Genomic DNA, 15,710 nt, shown 5'->3' with positions numbered 1-15,710 from the left:
CGCCGACGTATGCCGTGGGTATTCGTCAGACTTCGACAAAGTTTCGACAAAGGCTGCTTGGCCGTGAGAGGAGATCGAGGCTGCGCGCTCGCATCTATCAGACTTCGATAAGAGTTTGTCGAAGTCTGAGCGGCCGCTAGCTTCATTACCTTAGCCTTCGACAAAGCTTTGACAAAGGTTTCGGCGCGGCGCTTGGCCGACCTTTGCTGCAATCAACGTCCCGACTTCGACAAAGTCTGGCGGAAGTTCAAGTCCTCCGAAGCGTGGGAAGCGAGCAAAGAAAAAACTTTCGTGGATGTTGCGAATGTGCAACCTATACTTCTCTTCAACGATTTCCCCGCAGCAATAGACATCTACGAATGATCAATTCAAAAGGCGACCGCTACTGCTACCTGAACGCGCGCCATACGCTCGAGACCGTCGGAGAGACGGGTGATGCCGGCTTCTTCTCGAAGCTGCATCACCTCCTGATCAATGGCAATCAAGGCAAGGGGCCGCCCAAGCAATGGGCGTCCATGATCCGGGCGCTACAGACCAAGGGCGTGAAGCGCTCGGAACTGGAGGACAGCAAGATCCTGGAGAGCCTGGAGGCATCAGTCGACAAGTCCCTGACCAAAGAACAGGTGGCCGGCCTGGTGCTGTCGGGCCTGCCGACGGTGAAGGAGCTGGAGCTCGCCAGTCCACGCTACGCCAGCTGGCGCCATCCGGGCGGCAACTACAAGGAACTGCTATACGTGCTGAACTCCCAGCGCGACAACGTCCAGGACGAGCTGAGCGAGCTGGAGTACCGCCTCGAGGCGATGCAGTACGACGCGGCCGACCTGGCCTTCAGCCTGGAGTCGCTCATGGATGACCCGGAGCTGCCGAGCAGGATGCAGGCGCAGATGAAGGCGCTTCGCGATCTGCTCCCGAAGGCCTGGGACTATGCGACGCCGCACTTCCGGGACGCGCTCGACGGTACCGTCGACAAGAACATCATGGCGCACGCGCGTATCACCGAGCGTGGCGAGCTCTTCTTCGTCGAGGAGATCCAGAGCGACTGGGCGCAGGCCGGGGGGAAGGCCAGCCGCGCCGCCGCCCGGGAAGCTGTCATCCGCCTGCTCATGGCGCGGCTGGGGGAGGGCGCCAGCCACTCCGACCGGACACTGCTGGAGAACGCCATCCGCTCGAAGGCCTCTGTCGAGCTGCGCGGAGTGAAGTACGACCCCAAGGACCCGGAGATGATCGCCGCGGCGGAAGAGGGCAGGAAGGCCGGCTGGTCCGGGAACACGCCGGCGGCTCCGTTCATCACCAACACCGAGGAGTGGTCGGGCCTGATCCTGCGCCGCCTCATGCAGCGTGCCGCAGCGATCCCTGCTGTGAATCAGTTCGCCTGGATCACCCAGTCGATGCGCAACGGCGGCCGGGCCGGCGGCGGCGCCAGCCTGGACGACTTCTACAAGAACATCCTGCCCAAGCTGGCCGACAAGCTGCTCAAGCCTCTCGGCGCCAAGGTGACGATGGGGCAAGTGAGCCTCAACGGCACGATGCATGACGTGCCCCAATTCGAAATGACCCCTGCCGTCAAGGAAGCCCTGCGAGGACCTATGCCGCTCTACAGCATGTCGCCCGTCTGGAAAGGTGCCCGCAACGGGCAAGCCGAAGTGAACCGCGTCCTCGCCGAGTGCGAGCTGATGATGGGGACCGCCCGTCACGTGAAGCTGATGGACGCGCTGTACGACATCGCCACGCACCGCCAGGTCGCCGGCAAGTACATCAACAACGGCATCCTGCTCAACCTGCACGCCCAGAACCTGGACCGCGCGGCCCGCCACGAAGCCTGGCACTTCGCCACCGAGAACATGCTGACCGTCGAGGAGAGGGTGGCGATGCAGCGCGAGTTCGCTTCCCACAAGCCGCTCGCGCGCCGCACGCAACAGACCCTGATCGAACTCGGGGAGATCGAGGCCGCGCGCCAGTGCTCCCATCCCGAGGAGTGCGCCGCCCACGCGTTCGCGCTCTGGACCAGCGGCGAGATGGAGATCACCGAGCCGGCACCGAAAGGTCTGTTCCAGGAAGTGTGGGCCGTCCTGAAGGATTGCGGCCGCTGGTTGGCCGAGCGCGTCTCGGGCGAGAAGGCGGTGACGACGGAGTCCATGTTCGAGGCGTTGCGCACCGGCGAGTTGGCCAAGATGCGGCATTCGCGCGCGCGAGGGCCGCAGGAGATGGACATCGAACACCGGGCGCCGCGGATGGTTGCGTAGTCGGGGCGCAATCCTCGGACGCCAGCCCGGTCTTCGAGCGAGCGCACTACCGTGGCGCTCGTGTCGAAAGATCGACATCAGCACCGCGAATGCATGCGAAAACAGCGGGTTGCCTTGCCGCGCATTTCGCCGTGAGATAGTATCGGCACGAACAGAAGGCACTCGCCAACCCCAATCGTACCGATATGACCCACTTCTCGCGGACCCTCGGCGCTGGTGCAGTCGCTGCAGCGCTCCTTGCACTCGGAGGCTGCGCCACGCCGCCGGCACCACCCGCTTCAAGCGACCCAGTGGCCGTTCAGCTCGACCGGCTCTTCCAGAAATCGGCCAATCAGGCGGCGTTCACGGGTAGCGCTGACGCGAAGGCGCCGGCTCCGCGCATGGCAGACGGCAAGCTGTGGGTGACCTGGCGCGGCGACGCGAACGATCTTTTGAAGAACCTCGAGCCCGTCACGGGGCAGAAGGTGTCCGTCACAGGCCCGACGCCGCGCCTCCCGCTCTACGTCCAGGTGCATGCCCTGGGCGTCCCTGTCGACGAGGTGATGCGCGACATCGGCTACCAGCTAGGCCAACGCGCCGACCTGGTGCTGCTGCCCTCAGGCGTCGAGATTCGCTACCGCGCCTTCTGATCTGACCTCATGACCAGGACGACTCCCTCCCTGCGGATTACTTTCGCCGTGATGGCGCTGGCGCTCGCCGCCGCGCAAGCGGCTTCGGCGCAGACCCAATCGCTCTCGATCGATTCGCTCATGAACGCGCAGGGAGCTACCGAGTCGGAGAGCCGGCTGAGTATGGTGCGCGAGACTGCGCTGCGCGAGACGGCATTCGGCCTAGGCACGCGCCTGGGCTTGCTCCAGCGCTCGCGCGAGATTGCGGCCGAAGTTGCCAAACGCGACCGTGAGCTCGACAAGCGCTTCGACTTCGGCGGCCTGATGATGGGGCCGGGCGTGCTGCCTCCCGTCATCATGGAAAGCCACGACGCGATCTCGCTCGAGGCGACTACGATGCGCGTCTCAGGTGCCATCTACAAGATCGAGGAGCCCGCGCGCTTCGTGGCGATAGCTCCGACCTGGCGCGACTGGCTGCTGCTGGGCCTGCCGAACGAAGACGCTGCGGACATGTCCGCCGTCAAGAGCCTTCTGCCGCGCGACAGCGCCGAGCAGGCGTTCTGGAAGAAGGAAGTGGCCCAAGCCGTCGCCACTGGCCGCGCGCAGGCGCAGCAGATCTTCGACCTGAATGTCGCCAACCTGGAGAAGACCTACTTCGGCATGCGCCTCTTCTACGATCTGTGGAAGCGCGGCATGGTCACCATCCCGGTCGTCGCCAGCGCGCAGACCATGGTCGACCACGAGAACCCGAACACGATCTCGGTAGGCAACACGATGTTCCGCATTACGCGCCAGGCAGGTTTCGAGGATTCGAGCCGCTGGAAGCCACTGGAATAGGCGCGACGTGCTCGACGCAGCAGAAAAGGCGATCCCTCGCTTCCATTTGCCGATCGGCAACATCCGGCGCCAGGACCTCAATGAGTTTCTGTCCAACGTCTACGACCTGGGCGTCTCGGACATCAAGTTCTCCTCGACCGACTACGTGTGGGCCGAGGTGAACCGCATGTGGCAGCCGGTCACCGATCGCCGCCTGGACGACTCCGAGGTGAACACCATCCTGGCACTGCTCTTCAACGAGAGCGGACAGACCGAGATCGGCGCGGCCAACGCGATCGACTCCCGAGTGGATGCGGTGATCTCCCGGGACAAGGTGGTCTCCTTCCGCTTGAACGCCACAGGCTGCTCGGTGGGCAACACGCCCTCGGGGGTGAACATCACTCTGCGCGCGATGCCGCAGCAGATCCCGACCTGCGCGCAGCTCGGGCTCGAGCCGGAGCTGATGGACAACCTGTTCCCTCGCTACGGCATGGTGCTGATCGTCGGGACCACCGGCTCGGGCAAGTCGACGCTGCTGGCGGCTGCGCACCGGTACCGCCTCGAGGAGCGTCGGGACGACCCGGTGCACATCCTGACCTACGAGCAGCCGGTCGAATACCTCCTGAAGGGTTACGCCGAAGGTTTCATGCCCGAGCCCACCCAGACCGAGGTGGGCATGGGCGCGCAGCTGCGTTCGATGGACATGGTTGGCCCGAACGCCATGCGCCGAAAGGGCCAGGTCATTCAGATGGGCGAGATCCGAGACATGGACAGCGCCCGCGCCGGCTTCGAGCTGGGCGCCACCGGCCACGCCGCATACGCCACGATGCACACGGAGACGCCAGACCGCGCGCTCTCCCGGACGCTGCAGCTCTTTCCACCGGTGGAGCATGCTCGTGTCGCCAACGAGTTCATCGAGCAGGCCCGCCTGGTCATCGCCCAGAAGCTCGCCCGCCGGCTCGACGGAAAGGTGATCGCCTTCCGGTCCTGGTGTGTCTTCGACCGGGAGGTGAAGCGCAGCATCGAAGACTTGCCGACGCACCAATGGGGCAGCGAGGTGCGCAAGCTCGTCGCCAAGCGCGGCAACGATTTTGAGTCGAAGGCCTTCGCGGCGCTCGCCGACGGGCTCATCAGCTACGAGAGCTTCGTCGAGGTGTCGTCCATGACGCGCGGTGAGGCCAACGAATACTGCGCGCACCGGGGCTTCAACCCGAACGCTGGACCGGTGGTGACTTCGTTGCCGACCGAGCTCCCGGTGGCCACACAGAACGCAGCGCCGAAGAACGAAGCCATCGTAGAAGCGGAGGCAGCATGAGCAGCAGCTACTGGCCGCGCACCGGCAAGTCCTACCGCATCCCCGGCACGCCGCTGCCGCCGCAGGCCGGCGCACCGATGGTGCTGGCGCTCTTCTATTTCTCTTGGTGGACCCTCGCGATCGCCTTCGCCGTTTGCGCGGTCTTCGGATACGCCTCGTACAAGAACCGGACGATCCTCTGGGCACTGCGGCGTCTGCGCAGCAAGATGCGCTCGGGCGTCATCGCCGCCAGGCCGCGGTTCTACCGCCAGCGATTCACGTTCGACCAGCAACTGGCCGACATCGATTTCCGCGAGTGGGGCAAGAAGTAGCCCCTCGCCTCCCTGCAAGTCTCTCCCCTCGGCGCAAACCGGCTCACGGCCGGGAGAGCGTCGCTTGGCCTCCGACTTTGAACGAGTCGGCGGCCTTTTCTTGGGGCCGAGCCGGGCCGGGATTGTTGCGCTCATTGTTGCGCAGCGAAACAATGATCGAAACAATCCCCAGGCAAGCCAGCTTCGATCAACCCAAGGTCAGGTCAATGGCGGCGCCTGGCGGCATCCGGGTCGACATCACTGATATCCATCGTGACGCGCGTGCCGCGGCCCTCGACGGAGGTGATGGTGATCTTGGTGTTCAGCGCGTCGGCCAAGCGCGCCACCATGGACAGTCCTATCCCCATTCCTTCCGGTGCGAGGCTCGCGGAGCTCTCGACCCGGTAGAACTCCGAAAAGACGTGCGGCAAATTGGCCGGCGCGATCCCAATGCCCTGGTCCCAGACTTCCACGCGCAGCTTGCCTCGGTGGACTCGCGACGCGAGCAGGATCTTGGTGCCCGGCTTGCTGTACCTGATCGAATTGGAAATGACGTTTGCGATCATCCGCCGTAGGCGCGTAGGATCGGTTTGGAGGAGGGCGTCTTTGACACGCACGCGCAGCTCGATCCCGGCTGCCTCCGCCTCTTGCTTCTGAGTCTCCACCAGGCCTGCGATCACTTCAGAGATCCGCACGGGCTCGACAGACAGCTTGACCTCGCACGTGTCGAAGTGCGCAAGATCAAAGAGCGAATTGAACAGCTTGCTGACCGCGGCCGAGGCGCGCGCGATCTTCGGTCCGACTTCTACATGGCTTTCTGGGTGGGACTCGAGGTGCTCCGCGTAAAGCGACAAGGCGATCACAGGCTGCCGCATGTCGTGAGCGGCAGCGGCGAACGAACGATTCTTCGATTTCACCTTGTCGTCGGCGGCATGCTTCTGGGCTGCCAAGTCGAAGATCAAGCCGTACTGCTCAGCTTGGGCTCGGTGTGTGTCGCGCGAGACGCGCAGCGTCAAGATCAACTGCGCTAGACCCACTGGAATGACCCAAAGCAGAGCGGTCCTCGATGAATCTCCCCAGACCAGGTAGCTGATACAGAGGAGGGTCGAAACGAAAAAGAAGCTTGCGTAGAGCCGAAAGATGATCGGGATCAGCGAAAAGGTCGGCATAGGCGCGTACAACATTCTCGCCACCAAGAACCAGGAGGCGAATTGGTGCAGTGAGCTCGTTCGACCGAAGAAGAGCAGCGTGGAGCAGCCCCATACCGTCGCGACAAACGGGTATATCGGCGCGAAGCGCTTCAGGTACTCGGTGCGCGTCTGCGCTGAAGCTTCGAGCAGCGAACGGGAGCACTTCCTCTCGGCAGCAAATCGCACGCCGTTGCCGAGGAGGACCAAACCAAGCCACAGGAGCGCCTGCCAGTATGGGATCCCCGCCCCCACGGCCATCGCCGCCATAGCGAAGCATATGAGCAATCCAGCAGGCATGCGGCGCCTTGACTCCCAGACGTAGCGGTTCATCAAGCTCTGCCTGATGAAGTCGCTGCGAGGGACAGCCGACCCTGTTTCGGTGTCGCCGGCGACCTCCTGCCGGCCGGGCGCGGTGACCGTCGCGATGATGGGCCGTTCGGCGCAGCGGTGGACGTCTGGGACTTCTGACATCGGAAAAGTAGGTCGAACGCGAGGCACCTGCAATTGCCAGTGCGCTAACGATCGTCGAACACGACGGACTCGATCGTAGGCCGAAACGCCATTTCGTACACGCGTCGCGGTTGGAGCGGCCACAGCCAAGATCGTGTTTACCAAATCAGTACATCGGCAGGCGTTCTGTTGCATCAAAGCAAAACAAAAACAAAAAATAGAAAAAGCTCGCAGCGACGTATCCTCACGAACACTTAAAGCAATCCGGAAGCGCAGAAGCGCCGAAGTTCGAAGGATTGCGAACCGATTGAGGATGCGAACGAGATGGAAGAACTGGACCGCCAGCTGACCGCCGACGACAAGGCAGAGATCACCAAGAAGGTGTGGTCGCTCGTAGACGCGCTCCCGCAGCGCGACCTGATTGAACTCTCGGACGCCCGTCAGTGGATCGGCCGTGTGGTCGAGCTCCATGGCGAGCAGGCCATCTGGCACGCGATCCGCCTGAACGGCTTCGGGGGCTCGGAGATCGGCGTCCTGGTGCGCAACCAGCACGGCGTTCGCGCCGATCACATGGCCAGCGCCCACGACATCGTGCTGGGCAAGCTGATGCGCAAGGTTCCCGACGAGACCAACGAGCACATGACCCGCGGTCACGAGAACGAAGAGCCTCATTCGCGCAAGTTCTACAAGAAGTACGGCGCCCACCGCGATCTGGAGGCGTTCGGCATCCTGTCGAAGGCCCAAGGCTCGCTGCCGTGGATGCGCTACAGCCCGGACGAGGTGGCCATGCTGCCTTCGAAGGTGCTGGCCGCGACCCGCCCGATGGCCGCCGAGCGCCCCATGTCGCGCTGGCTCATCGACTACAAGGCTCCCAGCAAGATCGAAGAGGACGACGAGATCCACTTCCAGTACGGCTGCCAGCTCGCACAGGGCGCGATCCTCTGCGAGGAGAACGGCGTCGAGATCCATGGCCTGATGCTGAGCCAGTTCGACTGGGCCGGCTGGCGCCTGAAGGACGACGTGGTCGAGGTCGGCGAGGAACTCAAGCACCTGGTGCGCGAGGCCGGCAATTGGGCCTGGAACTGCGTCATGACGAAGCAGGTGCCGCCGTACGTGCGCACGCCGGTCCTCACCGACTCGGAAGGCTTCGTTGCCAAGCACGTCGACCTGGCCGAGCGCCTGGCCAATGTCTCCGCTCTTTCCAAGGCCGCCGATGCCCGTGCCCAGGAACTGCGGGCCGAACTGCTGGTGGGCCTCGACGGCCGCAAGCTCGACGGCTGCAAGATCGTGCTGCCCGGCGCTGGCGCGCTCACCGCGAACCTCAAGATCGACACCGAGAAGCTCCAGGCAGAACTGAAGCCCGAGCAGCTCGCGATGGTCACCAAGAAGGACGGCTACGACTCGGCCGCCATGGCGCGCCACCTGAAGTCGCTGGACGTGGACCTCAAGCAGTTCAAGGCCGACAAGATCGACGCAGACAAGCTCGCCGAGCACGCAGAGTCATTCGGCATCGACCTCGAGGCCTACATGGCCGAGCAGCACGTCTTCAAGATCGACAAGCCCATCAAGGAAGAGATGGAGCGCTACATCGACACCCACTTCCCGCTGGTCGCACCGCCCCAGGCTGTCGCAGACGAGCAAGCCGCGGACCAGTTCGCGGAGGAACCGATGGCGGAGTCGCCGCGCGGATAGGGCGCGCTCCATCCCCAGACGTGTTCGCGTGGCCAAAGATGAGGCCGCACAAGCCTCGCGAACATCAAAAACGTGTGCGGTCTCATCTTTGTTCTCATTTTTAGGAGCTGAACAAATGGCTATCGTCAAGGCAAACACCAACCGCCAATCCCTCACCTTCATCTCGCTGGTCGAGCGGACCAACAAGCACCTGTCGGCGGCCGAGGTGGAGAAGAATCCGGAACTGAAGGTTCCCGGCTTCCTCTACAAGAACCCGCAAGGCCAACACGAGCTGGCCCGCCAGTTGTCGGGTAGCGTCGTGAGCGTGAAGGTGGGCACCGACAAGTACGAGCCGGTGGGCCAGCCCGCCGTCGTGTACCCGATCGCCACTGTGCGCCTGACCGATGGCGAGAGCGTGAAGATCCGCCTGGACCAGCAACTCGGCCGCACCGTGATCGGCCTGCTGGCTGCGAACGCCCTGTCGCACGGCGACGGCCCGGTCGACATCTACGTGAGCCACGTTCGCGCCGGCGACCGCATCGGCAACGGCGAGCCGTTCGACCGTGATCGCTCGTTCATCAGCGTGAAGCCTGAAGGCGCGGCGAACAACATGAAGTTCGCCCCGATCTATGCCGGTGAGGACGGCCAGATCCTCGTGGACGGTGAAGGCAAGCCCGCCGGCCTGCCCAAGGCGAAGACCGTGCGCTTCCAGGGCCAGGACCGCCTGGACTGGGAAGAGATCAACAACATCGCCGTGTGGACCGCCGCTGGCCTGGAGAGCTACTACAAGGACAAGGACGCGCAAGCGCATACGTCCAGCCAGGCCCCCGACGACCACGAACAGCAAAACGACGGCATCGACCTGAACGAAGCGGCCGCTGCTGCTGCTCCCCGCGGCTGAGAAGCCGGGAAGGAAGCTGGCGGATTGACGGGACCGCCAGTGACCTTCGGATTCCGAACGAATCCGGTTTCTCCTTGAGTCATCCCTGAACCAGCCGCACCCCTGGGCCCCGATTCCCGGGCAGCCCAGTGGGTGCGCACCTTTTTCTGAGAGTAGGGCGCGATGCCAAAGTGGATTGACCTGAACGATGCGTCTGGTGCGCGTCTGAAGATTGCAACGATCGAGGTGGGCGGCGATCCCCATCTGCACCTGTTCGTCACGGGCCTGTCCTACCTCAATCCCGCCTGGAACAAGGCAATCCAGCAGCTCGGCTTCCATGCGGGTGGCGCGCGCAAATACCTCGTTCGCCGTGTGAAGGCCGGCGAGCGTCCGAAGCCCTCCGACTTCCGCCCCGTGTTCCCGAACGCGGCCGTGCGCGAGATGGCGCCGGAGAGCTACATGCTCAACCTGCAGACCGCGCGCAAGCCCGACGAGCGTCCGGCCAGCAAGGAAGAGCGCGCCGCAGCGATCGACATCAACAACGCTGTCCTGCTGGGACGCAACTCCGACGGCGAGCGGGTGTTCGAAGCCGCAGGATCGCGCTACGTCGTCAAGGTGACGGGGCAGGGCGCAGAGCTGCGCGTCGACGAATCAGAGTCGAGCCAGCCGCACGTCTTCCTGCGCCTGCCGAAGGACGCGACGGACGAGTTCCGCACGCTCTCGATGGTCCAGTGCGCCGATGGCTTCGTGCGCTCGATGGTGCTCGGCGAAGTCCAGCATACCGAGGACATGGACCGCTTCCTGCAGGCCCTGCACGGCACCGTCAGCGCCGATCAGCCGGTGTCCTTCACGACCGAGCAGCACGACGAAGTGCACGCCGCAATCGAGACCGCGCTCCTGCGCTATCTGCGCGACGGCTTCGAGGTGGCCCAGGACGCTTATGGCGAGTCGGCCCGCCTGACGGACATGCTCCCACCGTACCGCGGCCGGCTGCGCGGTACCGGCACGATGCCTGCCCCGATCTCGGTGGCCAGCCAGCGCCTGCTGGGCGACACCGAAGGCCTGACCGTTGTTGTGCCGAACGCCTTCGACGGCGCGAGCTTCGCGTTCCTGCCCGAGGGCACCAACGTGCGCGCCTACCGTGGTACGAAGGACATGTCGGCGCTCTCGAGCGTCGTCAACCTGCGCGCCAGCACCGAGTGGCAGGACGGCGAGTTCTCGCCTGGCCGCGAGGTCGGCGCCGATGCGATGTTCATCAATGCGGACCCGGTGCTCGGCGCCGATGGCCGCCGCACGGACTACATGCTGGCGATCAACTCGCTGCGCTCGCTCAAGGAGGGCGGCCGCGCCGTGATCGTGCTGGCCGCCGACGCGGTGCCGGGCGAACTCTCGGTCGCCTCGCGCAACTTCCTGCAGATGGTCAACGAGCGCTACCAGATCCAGAGCGCCTTCGAGACCGCACCGATCCTGTCGCGCAAGGCCGGCGTGCCGGACAACAACCCGGGCCTGCGCGTCGTGTCGGTGGTCAACCGCCGCGTGGACCTGCCGACGCCGATCACGACCCTGCCGGTCATCTCCTCGTGGGACGACCTGAAGACCACGGTCGATGAAGCGATGGCCCGCGCTGAGGTCCTGGACGCCCAGGCACAAGGCGTCGATGTCGAGCGCGCGGCGCTTGAAGGCCGCGTACAGCGTCCGTACATTGCCTTCTCCCGGGTGGGCGAGGCCCGCACGATGGTGCCGTCGAACATGCAGGCCCCCCTGCAGGCGACGATGACCCGGATCGAATCGCTCTACGGCCAGATCGACGAGCTCGTGACCCGCGAGCTCGGCTGGGGCGAGAACGCATTGGCGAAGCGCCTGTCGCCAGAGCAGGTGGACGGCATCGCCATGATGGTGGTGCGCCAGCTCGAAGGCTACGCCAGCATCCTGGCCGACGAGACCGGGATCGGCAAGGGCCGCCAGCTGGCCGCCATGATGGCCTGGGCGCTTCGTCGCAACCAGCCGGTCTTCTTCGTCACCGACAAGGCGAACCTCTTCTCCGACCTCGCGCGCGACCTGAAGGCGATCGGGGAGTGGGACCGAGTCCGCCCGATGGTCATGAACACCGACGGCGAGATCACCTGGGAGCCAGGCCCCGGCGAGCCGCCGCTGGTGCTGGCCCAGGGGTTCGCGTCTGCACGCACGAAGGCCATGGTCGACGGCGGCATGAAGCTGGAGGAGGCGGGCCTCAACACCTGCTTCCTGACCTACTCGCAGATCGCCGGCGCCGAGAGCGACAAGGCGCAGTGGGTGAAGAACCAGCTCGGCAACGCGCTCATCATCTTCGACGAGGCCCACGTGGCCGCGGGCTCCGACAGCCAGATCGCCAGCCACATTGCCGAGATGGCGCGGCTTGCGAAGGGCGTGCAGTACGCCTCGGCGACCTGGAGCAAGACGGAAGACAACCTGCACATCTACCAGCGCGCGCTGCCGGACAGCGTGAACGTGGCCTCCCTGGCCGCCGCGATCAAGAAGGGTGGCGAGTCGTTCTCGGAAGTGCTCAGCTCGATGCTGGCGTCCGAAGGTGCGCTCATCCGTCGCGAGCACGACCTCTCCAAGCTGGACGTGAGCGTCTACACGGTCGAGGAACGCCGCGCGCACAACGAGCGCGTGAGCGATGCCGTGGCCGAAGCGCTGGGGGCCGCCACCTACCTGGCCGGCGATATGTCGCAGATCTTCATGCGCGGCAACCGCGAGGCGGTGAGCGTTCTGCGCAAGGCCAAGGAAGCTCGCGCCGCGATGGTCGACCAGACCAACGCTGCCGCCGAGACACCTGTTGCTCGCGCCAACATCATGAGCTCGAGCTTCGGTACTGGCTCGGTGCTGTACCAGGTCATGAAGGCCGTGCAGGGCGCGCTCAACGCCGACCAGGTCGCCGACCGGGCCATCGAGCACATTCGCGCCGGCCTGAAGCCGGTCATCGTCTCGGAAGCGACGAATGAGGCGCTGACCCGCATGCTCATGCTCGAGGCCGACGTGCAGGCCGAAGCCAACGGCGCTGCGCCGCGCACCGCCGGTGGGCTGCCGTCCGCGATCAAGATGCCGACCATTCGCGACGCCGTGCGTGCCGTGCTGATGCCGCGCCTCACGACGGTGGTGCAGCGCGAGATCACCGAAGAGGATGTGCCCGACGAGCCGGAGGAAGCACCGGCCCTGGCCGACGCCGCCGCCCGCGCCGCAGCGGAACTGAACGCCGAAGGCGAAGACGCAGAGGAGGGCGCCCAAACCGCCCCGACCGCCGAAATGGTCGCCGCACAACGCGAAGCGCGGATCCTGCGCAACCTGCAGCGTCAAACTGAGGGCGAGCAGGCCGCGGCAGAAGAAGACGCGGTGAGCCTCGACGAGGCCCTCGCGGCCGCCGCGCCTGCTGACACCGCGCCAGGCGAAGGTGGCGAAGCCGGCGAGCGCGGCAAGAAGGTTATCTCGGGCCGCCGCACGGTCTCGATTCTGGACCTGCCCGATATGACCGATGCGGACCGTCAGCACTTCAGGGACGGGGTTGCTGAGCTGGAGCGCTTGATCAATGCGATCCCCGAGCTGCCGGTTTCAGCCTTCGATGTGATCGAGCAGAAGCTGCGCGACGCGGGCATCACCGTGGGCGAGATTACCGGTCGCTCGTTCTCGCTGGAACGTATGCCCGCTTCGGCCGCGGAACCAGCGGATGGCCAGGCCGCGGGAAACCCCGTTTCGACCGCGACGGTCCCGACCACCGACCGGCTGGACGGCGCTCCCATGTGGAAGGTCACCCCGCGCCTGCGCAGCAAGCGCGCGGTCAACGCCGTCAAGCGCGCCTTCAATAACGGCGAGATCCAGGCGCTGCTGATCAACCGCTCGGCCGCGACCGGCGCGTCGATGCACGCCTCTCCTCAGTTCCTGGACCGATCGCGCCGCGTGCTGCTCGAGCACCAGATTCCGGAGAACGTGACCGACCGCATCCAGCTGATCGGGCGCGTGAACCGCTACGACCAGGTCACCTTCCCGCTGGTGGAGACCTGCACGACCGGCATCTACGGTGAGCTGCGCTACGTGATGATGCAGAACCGCAAGCTGGAGAAGATGAGCGCGAACGTCCGCTCGAGCCGCGAGAACGCGATGCTCATCAAGGACGTGCCGGACCTGTTCAACTCCATCGGCCTGGAGGCTGTGCGCAGCTACGTGCAGGATGAGCCGCTCGTGGCCAAGAAGCTGGCGTTGCCGGAGAACTTCCTGGAGATCACGGGCGTCGCCGCGGTGAACATGTTCCTGATGCGCTTGCCGCTGCTGAAGGTGGCCGAGCAGCGCCAGGTGTACGACCAGCTCTTCAACCGGTTCGACGAGAGCTTCAACCGCCACGAGCTCCTGGGCACGAACCCGCTCAAGACCCGCGAGTTCGACTGGCGCGCGAAGGAGGAGTTCTCGGGCGTCTTCTTCGGCGACACCTCGGGCGAGCGCGAGAACATGGTCGAGGCCCTGATCAACGAAGCCCTGACGACGGCGGAGGCAGGCGAGCCTGCCACGGACGCAGCACCGGCCCCGACTGGCGACACCACGATGGACGTGAGCGCGCTCGCCGCCGGCGGCCAGCCCGATGGTGCCGCGTCGGACCAGGACGACTTGCTCTCCGCCTTCGACCGCCCGGTCTACATCAAGAAGATCGCCTACAACGTCGACCTGAAGCCGATGTCATGGACTGCCTGCGTGGCTGCCGCGACCGTCAGTGGCGAGCTGCTTGCCGCGGAGGGTGGCCATTTCGAGCTGGATGAGAACGGCAAGGCCTCGTGGAAGCAGGATGTCGTGGCCAAGCTGAACTCGGGCATGCAGGCCATCGTCAAGATGGCAGCCGTGGCCGCGGGGTTGACCGACACGAATGAGGCGGTCCTTACCAACCCGCCCGCGCAGCGCGCGCACCTGCGCGCCGATTGGCTCAAGAACCACGTTGCCGGGCTGGTGCCGGGCGGGATCTTCCAGGAAGACGCGAAGGTCGACAGCAATGGCGTCGTCTATCAGCAGGCCAAGACCGGCGTGATCGTGAACATGAAGCTTCCGACCGAGGTGCGCGAGCTGATCCTGCCGCACAAGTGGAAGATCGCGGTCGTGTTCCCGGGCGAAGAGCGCCCCGTGGAGTATTCGCTGCGGGCGCTGCTCTCCGAAGTCCGCGGCGACGTGAAGAAAGGCGAGGTCGCCGGCACGCTGATGACCAACGCCTACTCGCGCCTGCGCCCGGTCAACTACCAGCGAGGCACGGAGCAGGGCTGGCGCTTCGCGAACGTGCTCGGTGAAGCCAACCCGCGCATCAGCTGGACCCGCGACGAGTTCGACCTGGCGCCCGTCGGCCAGCATCGTCGCTCCGGCTACGTGCTGGGCGGCAACATGTACATGGCCTACGACTGGTCGGTGAAATCGCGCGTCGGCCGCTCGATCATCTACACGGACGACAAGGGCATGCGCCAGCGCGGCGTGCTCCTGCCGGCCACCATGAGCCACGTGGGCGCCCAGTTCATGCCGATGCGGGTCTGGGGCGGACAGATCAAGCCGTTCGTGAAGAAGCTGGTGGAGGCACAGGGCGTGAACGGCCTGCAGCTGGAGACCGAGTTCCTGTCGTCGAACAAGCCCTACGGGATCATGATCAACGACAAGGGGCTGATGCTGTTGACCAAGGCCCGGGACGCGCGCCGCGCGCTGCGCCTGATGCGCGGCGAGCAGGTGAAGATGCGCAAGGAAGCTCTCGGCGAGCGCGCGACCGCAGCGCGCGACCCGCTGAACGTCACCCTGGGCGTCCTGTCGCGCAACGGACGTCTCGGTACCGGACGTGCTGCGGCAGGCCTGAACGGTCGCGTTGCGCTCGGCGACGAAGCAACGGCAGGCTCGGCGACCGGCATCCCTCAAGGCTACGTTGCGGTGAAGCTTGGCTTCGACCCGACCAAGCCGGCGATGCTCGACCGCGCGCTGAGCCTGCTGGTGCACGGCACCGGTCTGGAGATCTACGCCAAGGGCATGCAGCAGCGCGCCCTCGCCAAGGAAGTCGGGCGGGAGTACTTCGCCCAGATCCGAGAAGAGACCGCGCAACGGCGCGCCCAGGTTCGCCAGCAGATCGCTGCTGCGGCTGCCGGCGCGCCAGTGGTGCCCCACCTCGAACAGGAAGCACCTGCCGAGGAGGGTGCGGAAGCCGAGGTGCCTGCCGCCAACGACGAGTCGAACGCCGAGCGCGCGGCGGCCTGAGCCACTG

At 65.3% G+C, this 15,710-nt stretch carries 9 protein-coding genes; 8 read left to right on the top strand and 1 reads right to left on the bottom strand.

What is annotated here, in order from left to right; translation table 11 throughout:
* The first annotated feature begins 263 nt into the window (after positions 1–263).
* The 5 genes from APY03_RS35145 (at position 264) to icmT (ending at position 5,293) form a co-directional block, all read left to right on the top strand.
* Positions 264–2,243 (top strand): hypothetical protein, encoded by a 1,980-nt coding sequence (locus APY03_RS35145; RefSeq protein ID WP_232324525.1) that lies wholly within the window; start codon positions 264–266, stop codon positions 2,241–2,243.
* Positions 2,244–2,533: 290 nt separating this feature from the next.
* Complete coding sequence (locus tag APY03_RS35140; protein WP_068684720.1) at positions 2,534–2,872, top strand: DotD/TraH family lipoprotein; 339 nt, start codon at positions 2,534–2,536, stop codon at positions 2,870–2,872.
* A 9-nt stretch (positions 2,873–2,881) separates the two neighbouring features.
* Complete coding sequence (locus APY03_RS35135) at positions 2,882–3,688, top strand: type IV secretory system conjugative DNA transfer family protein (RefSeq protein ID WP_083944785.1); 807 nt, start codon at positions 2,882–2,884, stop codon at positions 3,686–3,688.
* 7 nt (positions 3,689–3,695) lie between these two features.
* Entirely contained in the window at positions 3,696–4,982 is a 1,287-nt protein-coding gene (locus APY03_RS35130; protein WP_068684716.1) for an ATPase, T2SS/T4P/T4SS family, read from the top strand.
* Positions 4,979–5,293, top strand: a complete 315-nt coding sequence (gene icmT, locus APY03_RS35125; RefSeq protein ID WP_068684714.1) for an IcmT/TraK family protein — start codon at positions 4,979–4,981, stop codon at positions 5,291–5,293. Before APY03_RS35130 ends, icmT begins: the two co-directional genes overlap by 4 nt.
* Before the next feature lie 203 nt (positions 5,294–5,496).
* Here the strand turns inward: icmT and APY03_RS40925 are convergent, their stop codons facing one another.
* Positions 5,497–6,933, bottom strand: coding sequence for a sensor histidine kinase (locus tag APY03_RS40925; protein ID WP_068684712.1), 1,437 nt, complete (start codon positions 6,931–6,933; stop codon positions 5,497–5,499).
* 303 nt (positions 6,934–7,236) lie between these two features.
* Here APY03_RS40925 and APY03_RS42075 point away from each other — a divergent pair, with 303 nt between their 5' ends.
* The 3 genes from APY03_RS42075 (at position 7,237) to APY03_RS35105 (ending at position 15,703) form a co-directional block, all read left to right on the top strand.
* On the top strand, positions 7,237–8,604 hold the full coding sequence (locus tag APY03_RS42075; RefSeq protein ID WP_068684710.1) for a YqaJ viral recombinase family protein: 1,368 nt from the start codon (positions 7,237–7,239) through the stop codon (positions 8,602–8,604).
* 115 nt (positions 8,605–8,719) lie between these two features.
* Positions 8,720–9,484: a hypothetical protein gene (locus APY03_RS35110; RefSeq protein ID WP_068684708.1), complete on the top strand. Its 765-nt coding sequence runs from the start codon at positions 8,720–8,722 to the stop codon at positions 9,482–9,484.
* Positions 9,485–9,646: 162 nt separating this feature from the next.
* Positions 9,647–15,703 carry a strawberry notch C-terminal domain-containing protein gene (locus tag APY03_RS35105; RefSeq protein ID WP_068684706.1) on the top strand — a complete coding sequence of 2,019 codons (6,057 nt, stop codon included), beginning with the start codon at positions 9,647–9,649 and terminating at the stop codon, positions 15,701–15,703.
* The last annotated feature ends 7 nt before the right edge of the window (positions 15,704–15,710 follow it).

Origin of the sequence: Variovorax sp. WDL1 (assembly GCF_001541225.1) — a bacterium.
Taxonomy (GTDB): Bacteria; Pseudomonadota; Gammaproteobacteria; order Burkholderiales; family Burkholderiaceae_C; genus Variovorax.
Note: the sequence above shows the minus strand (reverse complement) of the source record. Positions and strands in the feature narration are given on the sequence as shown.